The organism is Lysinibacillus sp. FSL M8-0355 (genome assembly GCF_038008985.1).
In the GTDB taxonomy this organism is placed as follows: domain Bacteria; phylum Bacillota; class Bacilli; order Bacillales_A; family Planococcaceae; genus Lysinibacillus; species Lysinibacillus fusiformis_D.
The window spans coordinates 4,590,354-4,611,080 of record NZ_JBBPAI010000001.1; the positions used below are offsets into that span (position 1 = coordinate 4,590,354).

General features: G+C 37.0%; 13 protein-coding genes, 3 rRNA genes and 1 pseudogene. 4 read left to right on the forward strand and 13 right to left on the reverse strand.

The genetic code is table 11. The features are described 5' to 3' along the window. Window positions 1-244 precede the first annotated feature (244 nt). Window positions 245-1,831, forward strand: a complete 1,587-nt coding sequence (gene mbcS / locus MKY46_RS22485) for an acyl-CoA synthetase MbcS (RefSeq protein ID WP_271911417.1) — start codon at window positions 245-247, stop codon at window positions 1,829-1,831. Window positions 1,832-1,958: 127 nt separating this feature from the next. Here the strand turns inward: mbcS and rrf are convergent. From rrf to MKY46_RS22500, 3 genes are all read right to left on the reverse strand, one after another. Next, window positions 1,959-2,074, reverse strand: a 5S ribosomal RNA gene (rrf, locus tag MKY46_RS22490). A 190-nt stretch (window positions 2,075-2,264) separates the two neighbouring features. Further along, window positions 2,265-5,192: ribosomal RNA gene (locus MKY46_RS22495) — 23S ribosomal RNA — on the reverse strand. A 240-nt stretch (window positions 5,193-5,432) separates the two neighbouring features. Then, a 16S ribosomal RNA gene (locus tag MKY46_RS22500) occupies window positions 5,433-6,984 on the reverse strand. Together the 16S, 23S and 5S rRNA genes form the textbook arrangement of a ribosomal RNA operon. A gap of 267 nt (window positions 6,985-7,251) precedes the next feature. Between MKY46_RS22500 and MKY46_RS22505 the strand changes: the two genes are divergently transcribed. Continuing rightward, window positions 7,252-7,908, forward strand: a complete 657-nt coding sequence (locus tag MKY46_RS22505; protein ID WP_058845115.1) for a hypothetical protein — start codon at window positions 7,252-7,254, stop codon at window positions 7,906-7,908. Between the two features lie 35 nt (window positions 7,909-7,943). On the opposite strand, the gene MKY46_RS22510 is transcribed toward MKY46_RS22505, so the two are convergent. Continuing rightward, window positions 7,944-8,618 carry a KinB-signaling pathway activation protein gene (locus MKY46_RS22510; RefSeq protein ID WP_009374014.1) on the reverse strand — a complete coding sequence of 225 codons (675 nt, stop codon included), beginning with the start codon at window positions 8,616-8,618 and terminating at the stop codon, window positions 7,944-7,946. Between the two features lie 151 nt (window positions 8,619-8,769). On the opposite strand from MKY46_RS22510, the gene gerD reads away from it, so the two are divergent. Next, a complete protein-coding gene (gerD, locus tag MKY46_RS22515) occupies window positions 8,770-9,378 on the forward strand; it encodes a spore germination lipoprotein GerD (protein ID WP_036129059.1) in 609 nt (202 codons plus the stop codon). Between the two features lie 54 nt (window positions 9,379-9,432). Here gerD and MKY46_RS22520 read toward each other — a convergent pair whose 3' ends face one another. From MKY46_RS22520 to MKY46_RS22555, 9 genes and pseudogenes are all read right to left on the reverse strand, one after another. Continuing rightward, a complete protein-coding gene (locus MKY46_RS22520) occupies window positions 9,433-10,488 on the reverse strand; it encodes a P-loop NTPase (RefSeq protein WP_340835472.1) in 1,056 nt (351 codons plus the stop codon). Window positions 10,489-10,560: 72 nt separating this feature from the next. Beyond that, entirely contained in the window at window positions 10,561-11,274 is a 714-nt protein-coding gene (locus MKY46_RS22525; protein ID WP_036129063.1) for an N-acetylmuramoyl-L-alanine amidase, read from the reverse strand. 131 nt (window positions 11,275-11,405) lie between these two features. Further along, a pseudogene (locus MKY46_RS22530) lies at window positions 11,406-12,230 on the reverse strand (DUF4822 domain-containing protein); the annotation flags it as partial. Between the two features lie 526 nt (window positions 12,231-12,756). Continuing rightward, on the reverse strand, window positions 12,757-12,846 hold the full coding sequence (gene rpsI, locus MKY46_RS23860) for a 30S ribosomal protein S9 (protein WP_445299957.1): 90 nt from the start codon (window positions 12,844-12,846) through the stop codon (window positions 12,757-12,759). 186 nt (window positions 12,847-13,032) lie between these two features. After that, window positions 13,033-14,034: a hypothetical protein gene (locus MKY46_RS22535; RefSeq protein WP_340835474.1), complete on the reverse strand. Its 1,002-nt coding sequence runs from the start codon at window positions 14,032-14,034 to the stop codon at window positions 13,033-13,035. Further along, window positions 14,027-14,566, reverse strand: a complete 540-nt coding sequence (locus MKY46_RS22540; RefSeq protein ID WP_340835475.1) for a hypothetical protein — start codon at window positions 14,564-14,566, stop codon at window positions 14,027-14,029. The genes MKY46_RS22535 and MKY46_RS22540 overlap by 8 nt, the downstream gene beginning before the upstream one ends. A 20-nt stretch (window positions 14,567-14,586) precedes the next feature. After that, on the reverse strand, window positions 14,587-15,798 hold the full coding sequence (locus tag MKY46_RS22545) for a hypothetical protein (protein ID WP_340835477.1): 1,212 nt from the start codon (window positions 15,796-15,798) through the stop codon (window positions 14,587-14,589). Between the two features lie 182 nt (window positions 15,799-15,980). Further along, entirely contained in the window at window positions 15,981-18,602 is a 2,622-nt protein-coding gene (locus MKY46_RS22550; RefSeq protein ID WP_340835478.1) for a Spaf_1101 family AAA-like ATPase, read from the reverse strand. A 535-nt stretch (window positions 18,603-19,137) separates the two neighbouring features. Then, window positions 19,138-19,785, reverse strand: a complete 648-nt coding sequence (locus tag MKY46_RS22555; RefSeq protein ID WP_340835480.1) for a GIY-YIG nuclease family protein — start codon at window positions 19,783-19,785, stop codon at window positions 19,138-19,140. 306 nt (window positions 19,786-20,091) lie between these two features. On the opposite strand from MKY46_RS22555, the gene MKY46_RS22560 reads away from it, so the two are divergent. Then, the gene (locus MKY46_RS22560; protein ID WP_340835481.1) at window positions 20,092-20,712 is read left to right on the forward strand and encodes a hypothetical protein; all 621 of its coding nucleotides are present in this window, start codon (window positions 20,092-20,094) and stop codon (window positions 20,710-20,712) included. The last annotated feature ends 15 nt before the right edge of the window (window positions 20,713-20,727 follow it).

Sequence of the window (20,727 nt, forward strand, 5' to 3'; positions counted from 1 at the left end):
ACAACCTCTTAAGTACATTTATTATTATAGCAAGCATTATAAATTATGCAACATATTTTATGAAAATTTTTATATTTTTTGTCGAAGTAGGTTTAAAAATTAATCCAAAAGCATAATAGTTCTCTATTAAATCTAATATTTCTATTTTGCGTGCTAAATATTCTTGCCGTATATTATTGCAATTGTTAAAATAAAAATAGTTTTAAGAATTTTCTATCAAATTTCCTGAGGGAGGAATATTCGGATGGTAACAAATGATTTAATTGCACCTGAATTTTATAATATCACAGAGGAATTAGAAAAGTTTTCACAAGATAGTGATCGCCAAGCAATACGCTGGTTAAATACGCAACAAGAGAGACGAACAGTTTCCTATGTAGAGCTTGTCCAAAAAATGAATCAATACGCAAATGCTTTTACAGAGACAGGACTTCGAAAGGGAGATCGCGTTCTAGTTATTATTCCTCGCCTACCAGAAGCCTATTTTGTTTTTCTTGGCTGTTTAAAGGCTGGCATCGTGCCTATTTCATGTTCAGAAATGCTACGTGCAAGTGACTTAGAATATCGCATGGAGCACTCTTCTGCTAGTGCAGTTATTGCCTATGAAGCATTTACAGGTGAGGTTGACCAAATTTCTTCTACTGTAGACACATTAAAGAACAAATTAGTTATTGGTACTGCAAAAGGCGATTGGGCTTCTTTAGATGTACTGGCAAGCACACAGCCAACTACATTTACAGCAGTAGCTACTAAACGTGATGACATGGCGTTCCTTTCCTATACATCTGGGACAACTGGGAAACCTAAAGGTGTAGTACATTCACATGGCTGGGGATATGCGCATATTCGAACAGCTGCTTCAAAATGGCTCTGCGTACGTGAAGGCGACTTAGTATGGGCTACAGCAGCTCCTGGCTGGCAAAAATGGATTTGGAGCCCTTTCTTATCTACAATCATGCTCGGTGCTACTGCATTTGTTTATCATGGTGGATTCGATGCAAAAACGTACCTTCAGCTCATACAAGATGAAAAAATAAATGTCCTTTGCTGCACACCAACTGAATATCGTATTATGGCGAAAATTGATAATTTGCAAGACTATAATCTTTCATCCCTCCGTAGTGCAGTCTCTGCTGGTGAACCGTTAAATCGCCCAGTCATTGAAACATTTATGAATCGTTTCAGGCTAAAAGTACGTGATGGCTATGGACAGACAGAGAATACATTATTAATTGGTACACTCGAAAACACTGAATTACGCCCTGGATCCATGGGTGTTCCAACTCCAGGTAATATTGTACGTATTATCGACAATGAAGGAAATGAAGCACCTGTAGGAGAGGTTGGCGATATTGCCATCCACAAATCCTCACCAGCTCTATTTAAGGAGTATTACAAAGAGCCAGAACGAACGCAAGCTGCATTTCGCGGTGATTGGTATATTACTGGCGATCAAGCTAAATGTGATGAAGATGGTTATTTCTGGTTTGAAGGTCGTGGAGATGACATTATTATATCTTCTGGTTATACGATCGGTCCATTCGAAGTTGAAGATGCATTAAACAAACATGAAGCTGTACAAGAATGTGCAGTTGTTGCTGCACCAGATGAAATTAGAGGCCATATTGTGAAGGCTTTTGTTATCTTACGAGAGAGCTTCAAAGAGCGAGATGAAGCCGAGTTAACAAAGGAGTTACAAGAGCATGTAAAGGCGTTAACAGCACCGTATAAATACCCTCGTAGTATTGTTTTTATTGATGAGTTACCAAAAACAACATCCGGAAAAATTCGCCGCATTGAACTACGAGCTGCCACTGTTCAAACACATTAAATATCAAAAAAGAAGGCATTCCACTTAAGGCATGCCTTCTTTTTTATATTTTTATAAATCATCTCAATTTATTAGTTAGCTTAAGTAAAAAAAGCCACTACTGAGTGTATCAGCAGCGACTTTTTGCGCCTAGCGACGTCCTACTCTCACAGGGGGAAGCCCCCAACTACCATCGGCGCTAAAGAGCTTAACTTCCGTGTTCGGTATGGGAACGGGTGTGACCTCTTTGCCATCATCACTAGACTATGGTCGACCTTCAATACACGGCGTATTACTGCGTCAGCTGCTCTCGTTCAATCAGTCACGTACAGAAGTACGCTCCTTCAATCACTCGTTTGCTTCCTTGTTCTACTTGTGTCTTGAAGCTCTTTTTTTATTGAAAGTTTTGTTCTTTCAAAACTGGATAAACGGTTCATTGAATGGTTCAAACGTTTTGGTTAAGTCCTCGATCGATTAGTATTCGTCAGCTCCATGTGTCACCACACTTCCACCTCGAACCTATCTACCTCATCGTCTTTGAGGGATCTTACTTACTTGCGTAATGGGAAATCTCATCTTGAGGGGGGCTTCATGCTTAGATGCTTTCAGCACTTATCCCGTCCACACATAGCTACCCAGCGATGCCTTTGGCAAGACAACTGGTACACCAGCGGTGTGTCCATCCCGGTCCTCTCGTACTAAGGACAGCTCCTCTCAAATTTCCTACGCCCACGACGGATAGGGACCGAACTGTCTCACGACGTTCTGAACCCAGCTCGCGTACCGCTTTAATGGGCGAACAGCCCAACCCTTGGGACCGACTACAGCCCCAGGATGCGATGAGCCGACATCGAGGTGCCAAACCTCCCCGTCGATGTGGACTCTTGGGGGAGATAAGCCTGTTATCCCCGGGGTAGCTTTTATCCGTTGAGCGATGGCCCTTCCATGCGGAACCACCGGATCACTAAGCCCGTCTTTCGACCCTGCTCGACTTGTAGGTCTCGCAGTCAAGCTCCCTTGTGCCTTTACACTCTACGAATGATTTCCAACCATTCTGAGGGAACCTTTGGGCGCCTCCGTTACCTTTTAGGAGGCGACCGCCCCAGTCAAACTGTCCGCCTGACACTGTCTCCTGCCCCGCTAAGGGGCATGGGTTAGAATTTCAATACAACCAGGGTAGTATCCCACCGACGCCTCCTTCGAAGCTGGCGCTCCGAGATCTCTGGCTCCTACCTATCCTGTACAAGTTGTACCAAAATTCAATATCAGGCTACAGTAAAGCTCCACGGGGTCTTTCCGTCCTGTCGCGGGTAACCTGCATCTTCACAGGTACTATAATTTCACCGAGTCTCTCGTTGAGACAGTGCCCAGATCGTTACGCCTTTCGTGCGGGTCGGAACTTACCCGACAAGGAATTTCGCTACCTTAGGACCGTTATAGTTACGGCCGCCGTTTACTGGGGCTTCAATTCGCAGCTTCGCTTGCGCTAACCACTCCTCTTAACCTTCCAGCACCGGGCAGGCGTCAGCCCCTATACGTCACCTTACGGTTTTGCAGAGACCTGTGTTTTTGCTAAACAGTCGCCTGGGCCTATTCACTGCGGCTCTCATGCGCTTGCACGCTCAAGAGCACCCCTTCTCCCGAAGTTACGGGGTCATTTTGCCGAGTTCCTTAACGAGAGTTCTCTCGCACACCTTAGGATTCTCTCCTCGACTACCTGTGTCGGTTTGCGGTACGGGCACCTCTCACCTCGATAGAGGCTTTTCTTGGCAGTGTGAAATCAGGAACTTCGTCCATACGGACTCGCCATCACAGCTCAACGTTACAGTGTGCGGATTTGCCTACACACACGCCTTACTGCTTGGACGCGCATAACCAACAGCGCGCTTACCCTATCCTACTGCGTCCCCCCATTTCTCAAACGGTGAGGAGGTGGTACAGGAATATCAACCTGTTGTCCATCGCCTACGCCTATCGGCCTCGGCTTAGGTCCCGACTAACCCTGAGCGGACGAGCCTTCCTCAGGAAACCTTAGTCATACGGTGGACGGGATTCTCACCCGTCTTTCGCTACTCATACCGGCATTCTCACTTCTAAGCGCTCCACCAGTCCTTCCGGTCTGACTTCAACGCACTTAGAACGCTCTCCTACCACTGACATCGTAGATGTCAATCCACAGCTTCGGTGAATCGTTTAGCCCCGATACATTTTCGGCGCAGCGTCACTCGACCAGTGAGCTATTACGCACTCTTTAAATGATGGCTGCTTCTAAGCCAACATCCTGGTTGTCTGTGCAACGCCACATCCTTTTCCACTTAACGATTACTTTGGGACCTTAGCTGGTGGTCTGGGCTGTTTCCCTTTTGACTACGGATCTTATCACTCGCAGTCTGACTCCCGTGTATAAATATCTGGCATTCGGAGTTTGTCTGAATTCGGTAAACCGGGATGGCCCCCTAGTCCAAACAGTGCTCTACCTCCAGTATTCTCATCACGAGGCTAGCCCTAAAGCTATTTCGGAGAGAACCAGCTATCTCCAAGTTCGATTGGAATTTCTCCGCTACCCACACCTCATCCCCGCACTTTTCAACGTGCGTGGGTTCGGGCCTCCAGTAAGTGTTACCTTACCTTCACCCTGGACATGGGTAGATCACCTGGTTTCGGGTCTACGACCACGTACTATTTCGCCCTATTCAGACTCGCTTTCGCTGCGGCTCCGCCTTCTAAAGCTTAACCTCGCACGTAATCGTAACTCGCCGGTTCATTCTACAAAAGGCACGCTATCACCCATTAACGGGCTCTAACTACTTGTAGGCACACGGTTTCAGGATCTCTTTCACTCCCCTTCCGGGGTGCTTTTCACCTTTCCCTCACGGTACTGGTTCACTATCGGTCACTAGGTAGTATTTAGCCTTGGGAGATGGTCCTCCCGGATTCCGACGGAATTTCACGTGTTCCGCCGTACTCAGGATCCACTCAGGAGAGAACGAACTTTCGACTACAGGGCTTTTACCTGCTCTGGCGGACCTTTCCAAGTCGCTTCATCTAACTCGCTCTTTTGTAACTCCGTATTGAGTGTCCTACAACCCCAAGAGGCAAGCCTCTTGGTTTGGGCTCTTCCCGTTTCGCTCGCCGCTACTCAGGGAATCGATTTTTCTTTCTCTTCCTCCAGGTACTTAGATGTTTCAGTTCCCTGGGTCTGCCTTCAAGACGCTATGTATTCACGTCAAGATACTACGCGATTAAACGTAGTGGGTTCCCCCATTCGGAAATCTCCGGATCAAAGCTCACTTACAGCTCCCCGAAGCATATCGGTGTTAGTGCCGTCCTTCTTCGGCTCCTAGTGCCAAGGCATTCGCCGTGCGCCCTTAATAACTTAACCAAGTTATTAAGCCTATAAAAAACTTAAAAATAAATGTGTTTGTTACAATTTCAATGTCGTTTTATCCAGTTTTCAAAGAACAAAGCTACTGCCTGCTTCTACATCTCGCAGCTTTGCGACGAAAGCGTAGCGACAGGAGCACATAATTAGAAGTAATTCATTCAGAAGAATGAACCTTCAAAACTGAACGCAAAACGTAATCTTACAAACCCTAGGTTTGTATTCCGAAATAATCCTTAGAAAGGAGGTGATCCAGCCGCACCTTCCGATACGGCTACCTTGTTACGACTTCACCCCAATCATCTATCCCACCTTCGGCGGCTGGCTCCAAAAGGTTACCTCACCGACTTCGGGTGTTACAAACTCTCGTGGTGTGACGGGCGGTGTGTACAAGGCCCGGGAACGTATTCACCGCGGCATGCTGATCCGCGATTACTAGCGATTCCGGCTTCATGTAGGCGAGTTGCAGCCTACAATCCGAACTGAGAACGACTTTATCGGATTAGCTCCCTCTCGCGAGTTGGCAACCGTTTGTATCGTCCATTGTAGCACGTGTGTAGCCCAGGTCATAAGGGGCATGATGATTTGACGTCATCCCCACCTTCCTCCGGTTTGTCACCGGCAGTCACCTTAGAGTGCCCAACTAAATGATGGCAACTAAGATCAAGGGTTGCGCTCGTTGCGGGACTTAACCCAACATCTCACGACACGAGCTGACGACAACCATGCACCACCTGTCACCGTTGCCCCCGAAGGGGAAACTATATCTCTACAGTGGTCAACGGGATGTCAAGACCTGGTAAGGTTCTTCGCGTTGCTTCGAATTAAACCACATGCTCCACCGCTTGTGCGGGCCCCCGTCAATTCCTTTGAGTTTCAGTCTTGCGACCGTACTCCCCAGGCGGAGTGCTTAATGCGTTAGCTGCAGCACTAAGGGGCGGAAACCCCCTAACACTTAGCACTCATCGTTTACGGCGTGGACTACCAGGGTATCTAATCCTGTTTGCTCCCCACGCTTTCGCGCCTCAGTGTCAGTTACAGACCAGATAGTCGCCTTCGCCACTGGTGTTCCTCCAAATCTCTACGCATTTCACCGCTACACTTGGAATTCCACTATCCTCTTCTGCACTCAAGTCTCCCAGTTTCCAATGACCCTCCACGGTTGAGCCGTGGGCTTTCACATCAGACTTAAGAAACCACCTGCGCGCGCTTTACGCCCAATAATTCCGGACAACGCTTGCCACCTACGTATTACCGCGGCTGCTGGCACGTAGTTAGCCGTGGCTTTCTAATAAGGTACCGTCAAGGTACAGCCAGTTACTACTGTACTTGTTCTTCCCTTACAACAGAGTTTTACGAACCGAAATCCTTCTTCACTCACGCGGCGTTGCTCCATCAGGCTTTCGCCCATTGTGGAAGATTCCCTACTGCTGCCTCCCGTAGGAGTCTGGGCCGTGTCTCAGTCCCAGTGTGGCCGATCACCCTCTCAGGTCGGCTACGCATCGTCGCCTTGGTGAGCCGTTACCTCACCAACTAGCTAATGCGCCGCGGGCCCATCCTATAGCGACAGCCGAAACCGTCTTTTAGTGTTTCACCATGAGGTGAAACAGATTATTCGGTATTAGCCCCGGTTTCCCGGAGTTATCCCAAACTATAAGGTAGGTTGCCCACGTGTTACTCACCCGTCCGCCGCTAACGTCAAAGGAGCAAGCTCCTTCTCTGTTCGCTCGACTTGCATGTATTAGGCACGCCGCCAGCGTTCGTCCTGAGCCAGGATCAAACTCTCCATAAAAGAAATTTGAATAGCTCAATTTGTTTTGCTGGCATCATTTTGATGTCCAAAATTTTGTTTTGTTCACTAACCAAGGTTAGTTACTAAAAACTTTGTTGATTACGTTTTGCTTGTTCAGTTTTCAAGGTTCATGTTTTTTGTTTCACTGTCACCTCTTGGCGACTTATACATAATAACATCGATTATTCATGAAAGTCAACACTAAATCATAAGTTTTTTTAAAGAGATTCATTTTTTATTTAAAATCTTAGAAATGAGGTTATTATTATGGTCCGCAAAACGTTGATTTCACTGCTTTTAATCGTAATCCTTTTTGCTTTTCTAAAGCCTATAAACTCAACGATGATTTCTGTATTTAATATTGCGAATGCACCAGTAGTGGTCACGAAAGGACATTATGGCACATCTCTTATAGTAGAGATTTCTTTCTCTGATGACTCTCTATTAGAATGGCTTCAAACGGTGAAAGAGCCTTATCCTCTTCTACTTTTAGATACCGACTGGATTAAACGTTCACCCGAACATTTAAAAATTATACAACAACGAAAATTGCCTACAGGACTACTTGGTCCAGATGATTCAATAGAAGAACCCGTTGACATTGCGCTCATTCAAAAAGATATTGATATCTATGAAAAGTATTTAAAGGAAAAACCTTTATGGTTTGCTACCCGAAATCATCAATATTCGCAGGATTTACAGAAATCTTTATTCCAACAACAAATGAATTTACTGTCGCCTTCTCTTATTTGGCAGGGTGAGAAAACACCTAAATTACAAAAAGGTGATTTTGTATTTTTCCCACTCCATCAAAATAATCAAATATCCTTTAAAGAGCTTAACGCCCTAATACAACAACATAAGTTTATGTCAATTGAAGAAAATATATTTGGTTATAAAGTTCAAACTAAAAAAGCCCCATAAAAAAATTGCCTCCACTAAAGTGAGGCAATTTTTTCTTATGCATTTTTAGCCTGTTCACGACGAGCTTTGCGGCGTGCTTCTAATTTTTGACGATCTTCATCGGATTTTGCATTATATTTAGGCAATACTAATAGTTGATACGCATTAACAGCCAATAATGGGAATAATAAAAGCGCAACATATTCATTAATATTTTCATCACGACCCATTAATGCAATTGTCCATTCCAGCGTTGTAATGACAATCATAAAGAATAGAGCCGAAATCATTACATGCTTTTTCCCCGTTAATTTTACTTTTTGAACAGCTGTTGCTATTGCACCAAATATTAGAACAATTAATAATCCAACGTAGAACAACCAGCTTTGTCCATCCTTCACACCAGGAATAAAGCGGAAGAATATAATATCGAAAATCGTTATGGCAATTAATAATAGCTGTACCCAATTCCATAATGTCAGTGTTCTAAAAATATTAACACCTACTTGATGAAGTGTTAAATAAGCAAAAAAACCAGCTTGTGCTATAACACTCATGGTAAACCCTAAGAAAACCATCCATAAAAGTCCAGCGAAAAATTCGCCCCATTGACCATTTGCTATGTATGGTTGGAAAAATTCCCAGCGAATAAATAAACTAAAAACTCCGTTGACTGCACCACCAACGAGCATTGCAAAGAAGAAAAACTTTGCCCAATTTCGTATCGTCACAACTAAAAGTCCCCCAATTTCTCAATATATCTGTCCTTATTTTATCAATGCCTTGTTAAAAAAGCTATTTCTCATCCTAACCAATACATAAAGTCCCGAGAAATGTGAACAATAATTGAAAGAGTCTATCTAGAGAAAGGACTGATTGTCGATGCGAAAATTCACCTTATTATTGATTCTAATGCTTTTTCTTTCTGCCTGTTCACAAGATAAAACCTCTACCATGTCCTATGATGAAATAAAAAAAATCATGATTGACTCTTTGCAAACAGAGGATGGTAAAAAGGCATTGCGACAGCTTTTGGAGGAGCCAAGTTTCCGTGAGCTTTTGATTTTAGAGCATGATGAAGTGAAAAAGGCTACTGAGGAAACATTACTTTCCAAGGAAGCAGAAGACTTTTGGAAGAAAACCTTTGAAGATCCAAAATTTAAAGAAACTGTTGCAAAAAGCATGCAAAAACAGCAACAGGATATTATGAAGGACTTAATAAAAGATCCGACTTTCCAAAAGGATATGGAGGCCTTTTTTGGGCAACCCGATATGCAAAAGCAGCTAGAGACCATCCTAAAATCATCCAATATGCGCAAGCAAATGGAGCAAGTGGTAAAGGAAACGATCGAAAGCCCTTTAATGCAATCTAAATGGCAGGAACTTATTAAAAAGAGTGGCGAAACAGGTTCATCAGGAAGTGGCGATAAGAAAGAAGCTAGTGGTGAAAGTGATGGCGGATCGGATAAGGAGCAAAAAAGTACTGAGTAACCATAGCAATTTAAAAACGGATTTCCCCATAAAAGGTGGAAATCCGTTTTTTATTTATTTACTTAATTTATCAATGATTTTCGTCGCGATGTCTAAATAAATTTGTCCTGTCGTATGTTTCTCAGCATAAACAGACGGAGCAAAATCTTCTTCTGTCCAATCGGGTTGACCAAGCGGGATCTGCCCAAGCAGCTCTGTACGTAATTCATCAGCTAGCTTAGGTCCGCCTCCTTGTCCAAAGACAAATTCTCGATCACCTGATTTAGATTCAAACCAAGCCATATTTTCGATAACACCTAAAATTTCATGGTCTGTTTGAAGAGCCATTGCTCCTGCACGAGCTGCAACAAATGCTGCTGTCGGATGCGGTGTTGTGACAACAATTTCTTTTGATGATGGTAGCATTTGATGGATATCTAATGCTACGTCACCTGTGCCTGGAGGTAAATCTAATAGTAGATAGTCTAGCTCTCCCCATTCAACATCACGGAAAAACTGATCTAATACTTTACCTAGCATTGGACCACGCCATACAATCGGTGCGTTGTTTTCCACAAAGAAGCCCATTGAAATCATTTTTACACCCAAGCGATCTACGGGGAAAATACGATTGTCAACTACTTTAGGCATATCCGTCACACCCATCATATCGGGCACACTAAAGCCATAAATATCGGCGTCGATTAATCCGACCTTCTTTCCTAGACGAGCTAAAGCAACAGCTAAGTTAACTGATACTGTAGATTTACCTACTCCCCCTTTACCAGAAGCAATTGAAATCACTTGTACTGTGCTTAGTGGAGATAAAATATCTTGTGCTTCTGACTCTGTTGCAGTGCCACGGAAGCTTTGTAATTTTTCTGTTGATAGTTCTTCAAAACGAATGCCAACCGTATTTGCACCCGCTTCTTTCAACACCTCAACAACCTTCATTTGTAGCTGTAGCTGTTCAGGTGTATTTAATTTAGCGATCGCAATTTTTACACTGACATGATTTTTTTCTTCTTTTATTGCTACGTTTGTAATACCATCTGTTTCTGCAAGCGATTTATGTAAAAATGGATCTTGTAGTTGTCCTAGTATTTCTTGTACTTGTTGTTCAGTAATCACGACGAACACTCCCCTTATATTGTCTCAATGTTAGTATATCATACTGATATGGTTTACGTTGTAGATGTTGCTCTACTCAATTTTAGCTAATAAATACTCTTCTATACCTTCAACTATGGCATCTGCCATTTTTTCCTGGTAGTTCTTATCGATTAATAATGCTCGTTCTTCATCATTACTGATAAAACCAGTCTCTACTAATGCTGCAGGGACTTCTACTTTCTTCAGTAAATAAATTTGCTTAATAGACAAAGCTTCTCGGTCTGTATTTTTTAGATTAGTGCGAATGGATTGTTGAATACTCTTGGCAAGAATTTCGCCATCGGCATGTCCTTCCTTATGATAAAACACCTGTGCACCACGCCATTTTGTTTCGGGTATAGCATTTGCATGAATTGTAATAAATACATCAGGCTTTTCTTTTTCAACGATATCCTTTCTTAAGAAAATATCCTGCTTTTTCCGCTCTCTTAAAGTTCCATATTTTTCCGACGGCGCATGCTCATCAATCACATCCCCATTTTTTGTTCGCGTCATTACGACTGTTGCGCCTTTTTTCTTTAATTTCTTCTCCACATGCTGAGCAATTGCAAGTGTAATTTCCTTTTCAATTACTTCGCCCTTTGAAGCTCCTCCGTCCTCACCACCATGCCCTGCATCAATGACAATTTTGATGCCACCAAGTGGGTCTGGTAAGAAGAAGTTACGGTCCGAAGCATTTGTTTCATATGCCACGACCACTATACTCATAAGCATAATTACTCCTAGTGCAAGCCAGCGCTTCACCCATATCCACCACCCTTTTACATTTAGTGTACGAAATTAGTAGATGAACTATGCCAGAAAGTAAAAAAAACTCCCAAGTAATAAACTTAAGAGTTTTGATTTTCTTCTATAATAAAGGAGGAAGTATCATTTTATTGCATTGTAAATACAGGATTTAATTCACCTTCATAAGGTTCATGCTCAACAAATACAGTTATATCATTACCGTCTTTGTCTTTACCTGTACGTTTATACGTAAATTTCTTGTCATTGATTTCAGTAATTTCAAGGGCAACGCCATACTTATTATCACCGATTGAAACATGAGCTCTTATTTTATTGCCATGAATGACATTAAAATAACCATAGTCGCCACGACTCTCACCTGTTTCAGGGTTGAAGAACTCATATTTATTTGTATTTGCGTCATATTTTGCAATGCTGATAAAATTTGAATTAAACTCTGTTAAATCATTACCTGCTTCATCTAATACAACAGTTCCGTGCCATAATGTATCAGCTAAAATCTTATCTCCGTCAACGTCTGTAACAATATTACCTGTTGAAACATTCAGCGTTTTATTTGAATCGGTAAATGCCAGTTCATTTTCTTTATATGGAATATGCTCAACGAACACTTCTACCTCATTGCCAGCAGCATCTTTGCCCATTCTTTTATAAGTAAAGATACTATCGTTTAGCTCTGTAATTTCTACAATAGCTTGATAATCCTTGGATTCAGAAATTAAAATTCTTTGTGTCCCATCATTTGTGATAAAGAACGTCCCTTTATCATCACGGCTTTCACCAGTAGCAACGTCAAAGAATTCATAATGACCTGCCTCAGCATCATATTTTGCTAAGCCAATAAAGTTAGAATTCTCCGCAGTTAAATCATTGTTGTCTTTATCATATACTTTTGTGCCTTGCCAATTCGTACTACTTAATATATTGGCCATTTCTTCACCCTTCGTTAATTGCTCCTTTGTTTGATCCTTCGTTGTAGCAGCACTTTCTGTTTTTATTTCCTCACTATTGCCTTTCTCAGGCTCCTTATCTTGACATGCTGCAAGTAGTGCCATTGCCGCAACCGATACTATCAATAATTTTTTCATACCTACTTACCTCCATCGCTACATTCTATTTTTGAGTTACGCCAAACCCATAATGACAAATTTCAAGAAAATGCATGGTTTGTAGTACCTTCAAGAACTATATTAAAGTGGAATGTTAAACTCCCTCTAAATAATTTCTTAAAAAAACATAAACTTATGCGAAAATATTTTTAATATATCTTAAATCTGTGCGGAAATAGTAATGATTATGTAAAAGGGACAGCTACATACTGGTTCACGCTAGTTATTGGCAGTGTTACATCGCATCTAGAATTTGCAATCATCCGCTTTATAAGAAATAAGAGTAAGCAACCTTTAGTCTAATGACTAAATAACAAAAAGACTCTTTCCACAAAAGTAGAAAGAGTCTTTGTATAGAACGCTGATATTAACGTTTTGAGAACTGAGGTGCACGACGAGCGCCGCGTAGACCTGGTTTTTTACGTTCTAAAATAACTGCTATTTCAAAGGATTTCATACAATAGAAGAAAGTCGCAATATCAACTGTTTAGTAACAAAACGATTTCATGCTATTTCACACAATTTCAATAACACATAGTTATTTCATAGTTAATACAAAGTATGCTGGCGGGCAAATTGTAAAATAAATATGAAAAATATATTAGAATTTGTTGTCACATTGTCACCATAACATATAATTTACTTATTTTAATTTATATTCAAAGGGGTCTTCTCCTTGTTTTGTAAATACTAATGAATTTTCGGTTTCTTTCAATGCACTTTCTAAACTATCGCTACTCTTAGAAATAGGTACAAATACTATTTCATCTTCAATAACTTTAATTTGACCTTTATAGGAAAAAATATCTTCAGACTTCAAAGGTAGGATATGCATAGTAAATGATCTGGCATTCAGCTTTTTTATTTCACCAAATAAACCCCTATTTATTTCTTTCTTTTGGTTATTTACATTTTCAAGTCCATATGTATTAATAAAATCATCATTCCGCTCTAAATATCTAATAACAATTTTCTTCCCATTGTGATACCCAGAAATAACCACATAAAAATCTTGCAGAGAAAGATCTTTAGAAAAATTAAAATGCATTTCTTTATCAATTAATTTAAGCTTTACACATGGTGTTAGAATATCTGTGATAAAATCTACATTATCTATCGAAAGGCTTCTCCAGTAATTATTCATCGTATTAAAATCCAAGTTGCCATTTTTATTTAAGACAAGTTTTGAATTATTCCTGTTAAAGAGTTTGAGTATATCCGGCAGATATATAAATGGGATTGTCAATAAAATTGTGGATAAAAAAATTATTACTTTATCCGCAAGTGTTTTGGCATCATCCATATAACCAAAAATAGAAATCCACCATAAAAAAACAATAAAATAAGAAACAACGTTAAATAGTTTTAATGTTTTATGATAGATTTCTGTATTAGCTAAAAGATGGATTATTTGGTTTATATCTTCTTTAATTAAGTCCGGATGAATATTTCCCTTATATTTAGTTTTCTTTAATTCATATGTCAGTTCATTTATTTTTTGAACCACTCTTTCGTTAAATTGACTAAAGATAATAGAAGTTAGTGCTAATATAGCTGCAACTACAGCTGAGACCCACCCTAGATGTTGTACAGAGTAGACAGAAACACCATTAAGAAAATCACAAATACATCCTAATTCATTCATTTTGCTTAACCACACCATCCAACAAAGCTTTACATATGCTAATAATCTCATCAATTAATTGTCTATTGTCATTCATTTTATACGTAATTAATCCGTTTGAATAAAACTTTAGAAGGCTGGACCAATTTTCTATTTTTAAATTTGCCGAGAAGCCAAAATTTTCATCATATTTAATGTCACATACTCTATTATCATTAATATCAACAAATTTAGATTTTCTTGGTACTTTTAGCAATTCTATATTTATTTCTCCTTGAAATAAATGAGTCAAAATTTTTTTTAAAATGTTAAAATGTTCTGGCGTTGAAGTAAATAGATAAAAGAAATTTTCTTGTCTTAAAAAATATACGATATTCATTTTTCCAAATTGATAAGACGTAGTCCAATGAATTTCTCCAACATCTTTTTGTTTTGACTCAAAAGAAAGAGAATAGAATGTTTTTTCTTCTTCAAAAAATAAATCTCCTTGAAGTTCACCAAAATTTAAATAATTATTTACTTTTATCATTATCAAGCTAGATGACATAATCATTCTATTCCCTCCTCTCGAATTTAACTTTTCCCTTTAAAATATTGTTCAATTTCTTTAATTTTGTCCGGTAATAGCTGTATTAATTCATTCTTAATCTGATCTTTATATACTTCTATAGCAGGGTTTGGGGTACTATTTGCTAAAATTCTTTGTTCAAATAACTCTCTGCCTTGTTCCACTTCTTCTTCTTTACCAATCATGTTACTTAATATTTCATAAATTTCATAAGCTACATCGTTCAAATCATTACCATCAATATTATTACCGGTTATTTCATCAATTAGAACTTTTAAAGTACCTCTAAAATCGACTGTTAATAAGGCTTCCATTTTTTTATCAGCACTTATTGTTTTTTCTATTTTAATAGCAAATGAAGTGATTCTGTCCTTATTATGAATCCGGGCTACGATATCCAAATCTTGGAACAAATCTACTCCACCTAGCTTAGCGTTCTTAATTCTAGGTGCACCATTATTATTAAACGACAAAGATATTACATTTAAAACACTATAATCAAATTGTACTAATTTATCATAAATTAAGTTAATTGTAATTAAACTTAATATATCATAATCTTGGATTGACTTATTCCCACGCACTTTATTTTGGACATAATAAGGTTTTATTCTGCCCAACGATACTATAACTGCATCAATAAAACCAATAATTTGATTAACCGCTTTATTATAACTTGATTTTGTAACAACTGCTACTGAATTATCAAAGTCTATATTAATAACTAAATTACCACTGTACAGCTTCTTTTCACGTTCTATTTCTTCAGTAAGAATATGCTTGTAGTATTCTGTAAACCTACAAGTAATTTCAACTCTTTTACTTACTTGATCTGCACTAACATTAAACTCGTTGAAAGAGAAACTTTCCCTCACTACTTCATCCCTAAGTTGTTCTTCTAGCAACTCAAACAATTCTTCAAAAGTAGTCGTTGTCCCTAATTCAATTAAGGATACATAGAATGGCTCTCCAATTGAGTATCTATCTTCTAAAATATTTAAAATATCACTGAAAATTTCATCTTCTGAAGGACCTTCTTCATCGATAGCATATTGTAAAATAAAGTCTAAACATTTTTGTTCATCTGCTTCAAAATTCACTTCAATATCATGTTTGTCGAAAAAATAATCTTCAATAGCTTCAATTCTTTTGTTTTTATTTTTAGGATACATTTTTCTTTTAAATGCATCTTCAAAACGACCAATACCTATTGACATTCTTTACCCTCTTTCTAATGCTTATACTTCCATTTTTAATTTTAATTCTATAGTTGTTATATTCCATAAAGGATTTTAAATCTCCTTCTAAAATTATACATTTTTTAAAAATACATAGGAGAAAAATTCTATCGCTTTGCGTGATATGCTAGGACAATTGAATAATAGGATTTTAAAAGGACTTAGCTATTTAGAAGTAAATTATATTCTTTAATCTTACGTTGAAATGCTTCATTTCCACCCTCTAAATAATTAATAATATGTTCAATGATTTTTTTATTTCCTGTATAACCTTGTGCTTTTAAATGACTATGGAATCCATCCCTAGTCTCTAGAACAATAATTTGCTCGGCACCTGTATTTATAACTAATGTAGAATTGTGTGTAACTATTATTACTTGGCGCTGGTTTTTAATCTTTTGTAAACTCTTAACCAATGTCTTATAAATATATTGGTTATCTAAATTATCCTCCGGTTGGTCGATAATTAACGGTGTACCATCATTCGAATATTTACCATAATTAATTATAAATGTTAGTATTGCTACAACCTTTTGACCTAACGAAAGTTCTTCTATGTTCTTCATATTAACTTTTGCTGACGGTCCAATATCTTCGCGGGCATTTACATTAAATTTCATTGAAAACTTACCGTTATCCATATAGGCTTTCACAATAATTAGAGCAAGATCTCTTCGTGAATTTGCTAAGTGGTTCCTAATAGAAGTATATAGCCTTTCAATTCTCACTTTATTAGCATCTTCTAAACCATGTGTAATAGTTTTTTCCGAAATTTTAGTAGTAATAAATTTTTTAATGGGATAATTTTCTTCTAAAAATTTATTTTCTTTTAAGTAAAGAGCTTCTAAGAAACGTAAAGCTCCAAGTTTTCCTATTTGGGCTTTAATAAATTCGTATACATCGAACCATTTTAATGTAGTAGAGTCTACGAAATGATTTTTATAGATATTATCTTCTTCAAGTTTATCAAGAAATTCACCGAATATAATATCTAAATAATTTTCTTGGATACCATAAGTATTTTCTAAATTTATCGATAGAATGTCTTTATTGTCCAAGTTGAAATTTTGAAGCAAGGATGTAATATTTGTACTCCATTCATGTAAAATTGATTGAATAGAAGATATTTTTTTACCGGCATTTCTTAAAAAATCCGTTTTGTTACTGTAATATAGTTCATTTTTGATTTTATCTATTTCAATTTGACTTTCGCCACTAAACATAAGATCTTTAATAAAATTTGAAAAGTCGTTACTTTCGATTGAAGAAATAATTGTTGAAATTGAAAAGTGTTTTCTATAAATCTGGGAGAGTATGATTTCCTTATCGACTTGTTTTTGAATTTCAGCAAATAAATATTGACCTTTATTTTCTCCTGTTTTAATTTTATATAATTTGAACCAAAAATCATTTAATTTTAGTGTTGAATTATTAGTTCGTTTGAAGGCATCCGGGGCATAATAGTACAAACTGCCTTCGGAATACTCAGGGTTTATTTGTGGAATAAATCTTAAAATGTAATCCTGACCTTTAAGTCGAAAAAGTAGATAAATCATACCGTGCTTACTAATAAAATTGAGAGTTTTTTTATTTTCAACTTCTTGTGAAAATAAAATATCTAAAATCTTTAGTATGGTACTTTTTCCGGTTCCTCTCCCACCTACTATACAAGTTAAATCTTTTGAAAAATTAAAATAAAATGGGGAGGTTGTATTGTTTAAGAATCCAGTATCATTCTCTGGTATATATATACCTTTGATAAAGGTAGGTGCAATTATAGGTTTATGAAAAGGATATACACTAATTTGGTGACTGAAAATCGCTTTCAATAAATTCCCATAAGAAACTCCTTGCATTTTTATCCAAGTATTTCTAACTCCCAAAGTATTAATGCCATGTGAATCACTTTCATAGAATACACAGATATCCGAGCTAGTTCTTTTACTAAATACTCTAATTGTGCTTTCAATTCTATAAGTTTGAGTGGTAACACCGATTAAATCAAAAAATGAGGAATTAAATAATTCATTTTTATAGGTACCTGTTAAAGATTTAAAATTAGATGAGTTAATATGAGCTATATATGCTTTACCACCAATATCATGAATTTTTCTTAGAACAGTTAAACTGTGTTCTATGGTTCCACAATATTTAGATTCTTGATCAGATACAATATTATCTTCGATAAATCGTTCAAGTGCTTTTCTATTATTTTCATCAATAATAGCTACAACATGATTTTTGTCAGAACATGAAATTTCAATACCCAAAATAACCCAAATATCTTTTTTCGGCAGATGAGGAAAAGCATATTTATAACAATAAGAAATCATGTTTTTTAATTTATCGTACCCCTCGATAGTATTATGATCAGATATGATGACTCCTTCAATTTCTTCTTTATATAATTTGTAAGCTATCATATAGTATGTAAAGTATTCTTTGAAATCTAAATAATCAAGCCCTCGTTCTCTTAACTTCCCCATATATTCTTGACCATATAGACCTGCCTTAAAGTTATTCAGATAATCATGAAATTCTTGTTGTGTTAGCATACCTATTTTCAAGGCATAGTTCAAAATCCATTCCACGCTGTGATCCTTATAATAGACTTTTTTATCATCTTCTTTAACTTCATGTATTTGATAGTCAGATGAAGCAGGTGTATGTATATGTATTTCAAATTTATATAGTCGCCCGTACCTTTTTCTAGAATTCTCTAACTTACGGCAAACCTCTTGTAAAACATTATTATTTTTAAAGCTATATTTGTAAGACTCCATAGTCCACCTCTGATTTTAAAAATACTCAAAATTTCCACTAAACGAACATCGGAATATTCATTCTTTAATTATAACGAGAAACAGAAAAAGGTGGTAGGAAATCAAATTCTAAGACTCTCATTCTTCTCACCTCATTTTTTCTAGAAACAATTACTGCAAACTCTCGAATCCTAATGAAGTACAAAAATTCAAGTGAGACTCAATAAATAGCTAGAAAGAGCATAAGGAAAAACTGATATCACTGAGCGTGATATACTAGGCAGAGCCTAGTGTTTTAATGATATCAAAGAAAAATACGAAAGTACCCACAAATGACCCCCATAAAGGCACACCATAGACCCCCTTTAAAAATAAAAAAAGAGAATTTTTGCATTTGCAAAAACCCTCTTTCAAATAAATTATGATTTAGCTTTAGAATAAAAGATTGTTAATTAAGAAAAACAGCGACGCTTATTTCTGTTTTCTCTATATGAATTGCCATTAGCTTTAACTGCTTGTGTTACAATCGACAGTAATAAAAAACTCTCAAAACACCTCATTCTATAAAGTCAAAAAGTGTTTTTGGAATTTCGATATTTTTATATTCGTTTCTCAATGTATCCAATCTTTTATGATAATATCTTGGATAAAGTTCAAACATAATGAACTCAAGCTCTTCAAGGTTTAATTTATGTAAAGTGTTCTTGCCTTCTCTACTTTGAAAATCTGCTTCAAAATGTTTCTCCACTTTTTTATAAAGATTGCTTAGTATGAAAGAGCCGTTTTTATGCTTTGTATTTACGGTGGAAAGAATATAAGCCATATGTTTAACCGCTTTTCTATACCGTCCCAAAAGTTTTTCAGAAGTTAATTCACAATCACTATAACTTCTATTAGGATTATAGCGAACTGACGATAAAACATCCCATCCTTTTTGGATGTAAAAATTTTGTGCGTCATACTCAAATTTATAAAAATCTTTGGTAGAATGCTCATCACTATCCATCTTCTTCAACACAATGAATTTCGTAGCTTGATTTAGATAAAGGTGAATACGTTTAGGTTGATCCTCGTATTTAGTAATACTCATTAAATGTTCAACCCATCGTATGAGAAAATTTCGTTGCGTTTCTCCTACATAAACCATGTTAAGTTGCTTATTAATGATTGCATAAATACCTCTGTTTAATAATTCATGTTCCATTTAATTTACCCCACTTATAGATTTTACCCTCGATTAAAACTTCATGTACGTTAATTCCCTGCCCTAAAAAAGTACCCACATAAATTCAAACATTTCTTGATTATCATAACGAATCACATCTGGTACTTCACTTCACCTAGATCAATTGTTGGGAGAAGAACCGAATTTAAAATAAAATATATTAATTCTAAAAAATCCAGTTTTTTCAGAGACAGCTGTTGTTATTTAAATATGAAGGGGTTAGAATTTATTGTAAATCAAACTTAATATTGGTGCATGGTTTTAAAAGGTAGGGGGATGGGAAGGTTGGAAAATATAAAAGCTTTAACATTTAAATATGTTTTAGAATACAATGAAATGTTGATTACTCCCGATAATGTGCAGGGTGTTATTTTGCTGAAAGAAAAGAAAAAAGAGCATTATTATTTTAAAGGTTATAAAGTGGATGATTTAATGCTAGATGATTCAGACATTTGTTACTATATGCTCTCAGCAGTATTAAAAGAAAGTAAAATTAGATTGGAGAAAATAGATTTTAATGCAATTTTAAAAGGATTACATTTTAAATTTATTGAAAAGTCTAATGATGATAATAAAATAATAGTTAATCGTGCTATAAAGCATATTGTAGATCGGCCAGATTTTGAGGATATTATATGTAACATTGATATAGTCAAAGAATTATTACCGTTGGTGATCCTTCATGTAAATGACATTCTAAAAATCAAAAAATCATTTATAGAAGCATATGTAGTTTCCTTAGAAACATTATCTAAAGAAATAGAAACTTTAAGTATTAATAAAAGTGAATATACTCTTTCTAAACCGTTAATTGGTATATTATTAAAAAATAAAAACAAAAGGTTTTCACTTAATATTGAAAATCAACTAATTCATAAGCTAAATAAAATTTCAAAAAATTTATAAAAGTTTTGTCTCTTA

Coding starts and splice junctions, on each gene's coding strand:
- mbcS (WP_271911417.1), top strand. CDS start 245: ATGGTAACAAATGATTTAATTGCACCTGAATTTTATAATATCACAGAG.
- MKY46_RS22505 (WP_058845115.1), top strand. CDS start 7,252: ATGGTCCGCAAAACGTTGATTTCACTGCTTTTAATCGTAATCCTTTTT.
- gerD (WP_036129059.1), top strand. CDS start 8,770: ATGCGAAAATTCACCTTATTATTGATTCTAATGCTTTTTCTTTCTGCC.
- rpsI (WP_445299957.1), bottom strand. CDS start 12,846: ATGAAATCCTTTGAAATAGCAGTTATTTTAGAACGTAAAAAACCAGGT.
- MKY46_RS22535 (WP_340835474.1), bottom strand. CDS start 14,034: ATGAATGAATTAGGATGTATTTGTGATTTTCTTAATGGTGTTTCTGTC.
- MKY46_RS22540 (WP_340835475.1), bottom strand. CDS start 14,566: ATGATTATGTCATCTAGCTTGATAATGATAAAAGTAAATAATTATTTA.
- MKY46_RS22545 (WP_340835477.1), bottom strand. CDS start 15,798: ATGTCAATAGGTATTGGTCGTTTTGAAGATGCATTTAAAAGAAAAATG.
- MKY46_RS22550 (WP_340835478.1), bottom strand. CDS start 18,602: ATGGAGTCTTACAAATATAGCTTTAAAAATAATAATGTTTTACAAGAG.
- MKY46_RS22555 (WP_340835480.1), bottom strand. CDS start 19,785: ATGGAACATGAATTATTAAACAGAGGTATTTATGCAATCATTAATAAG.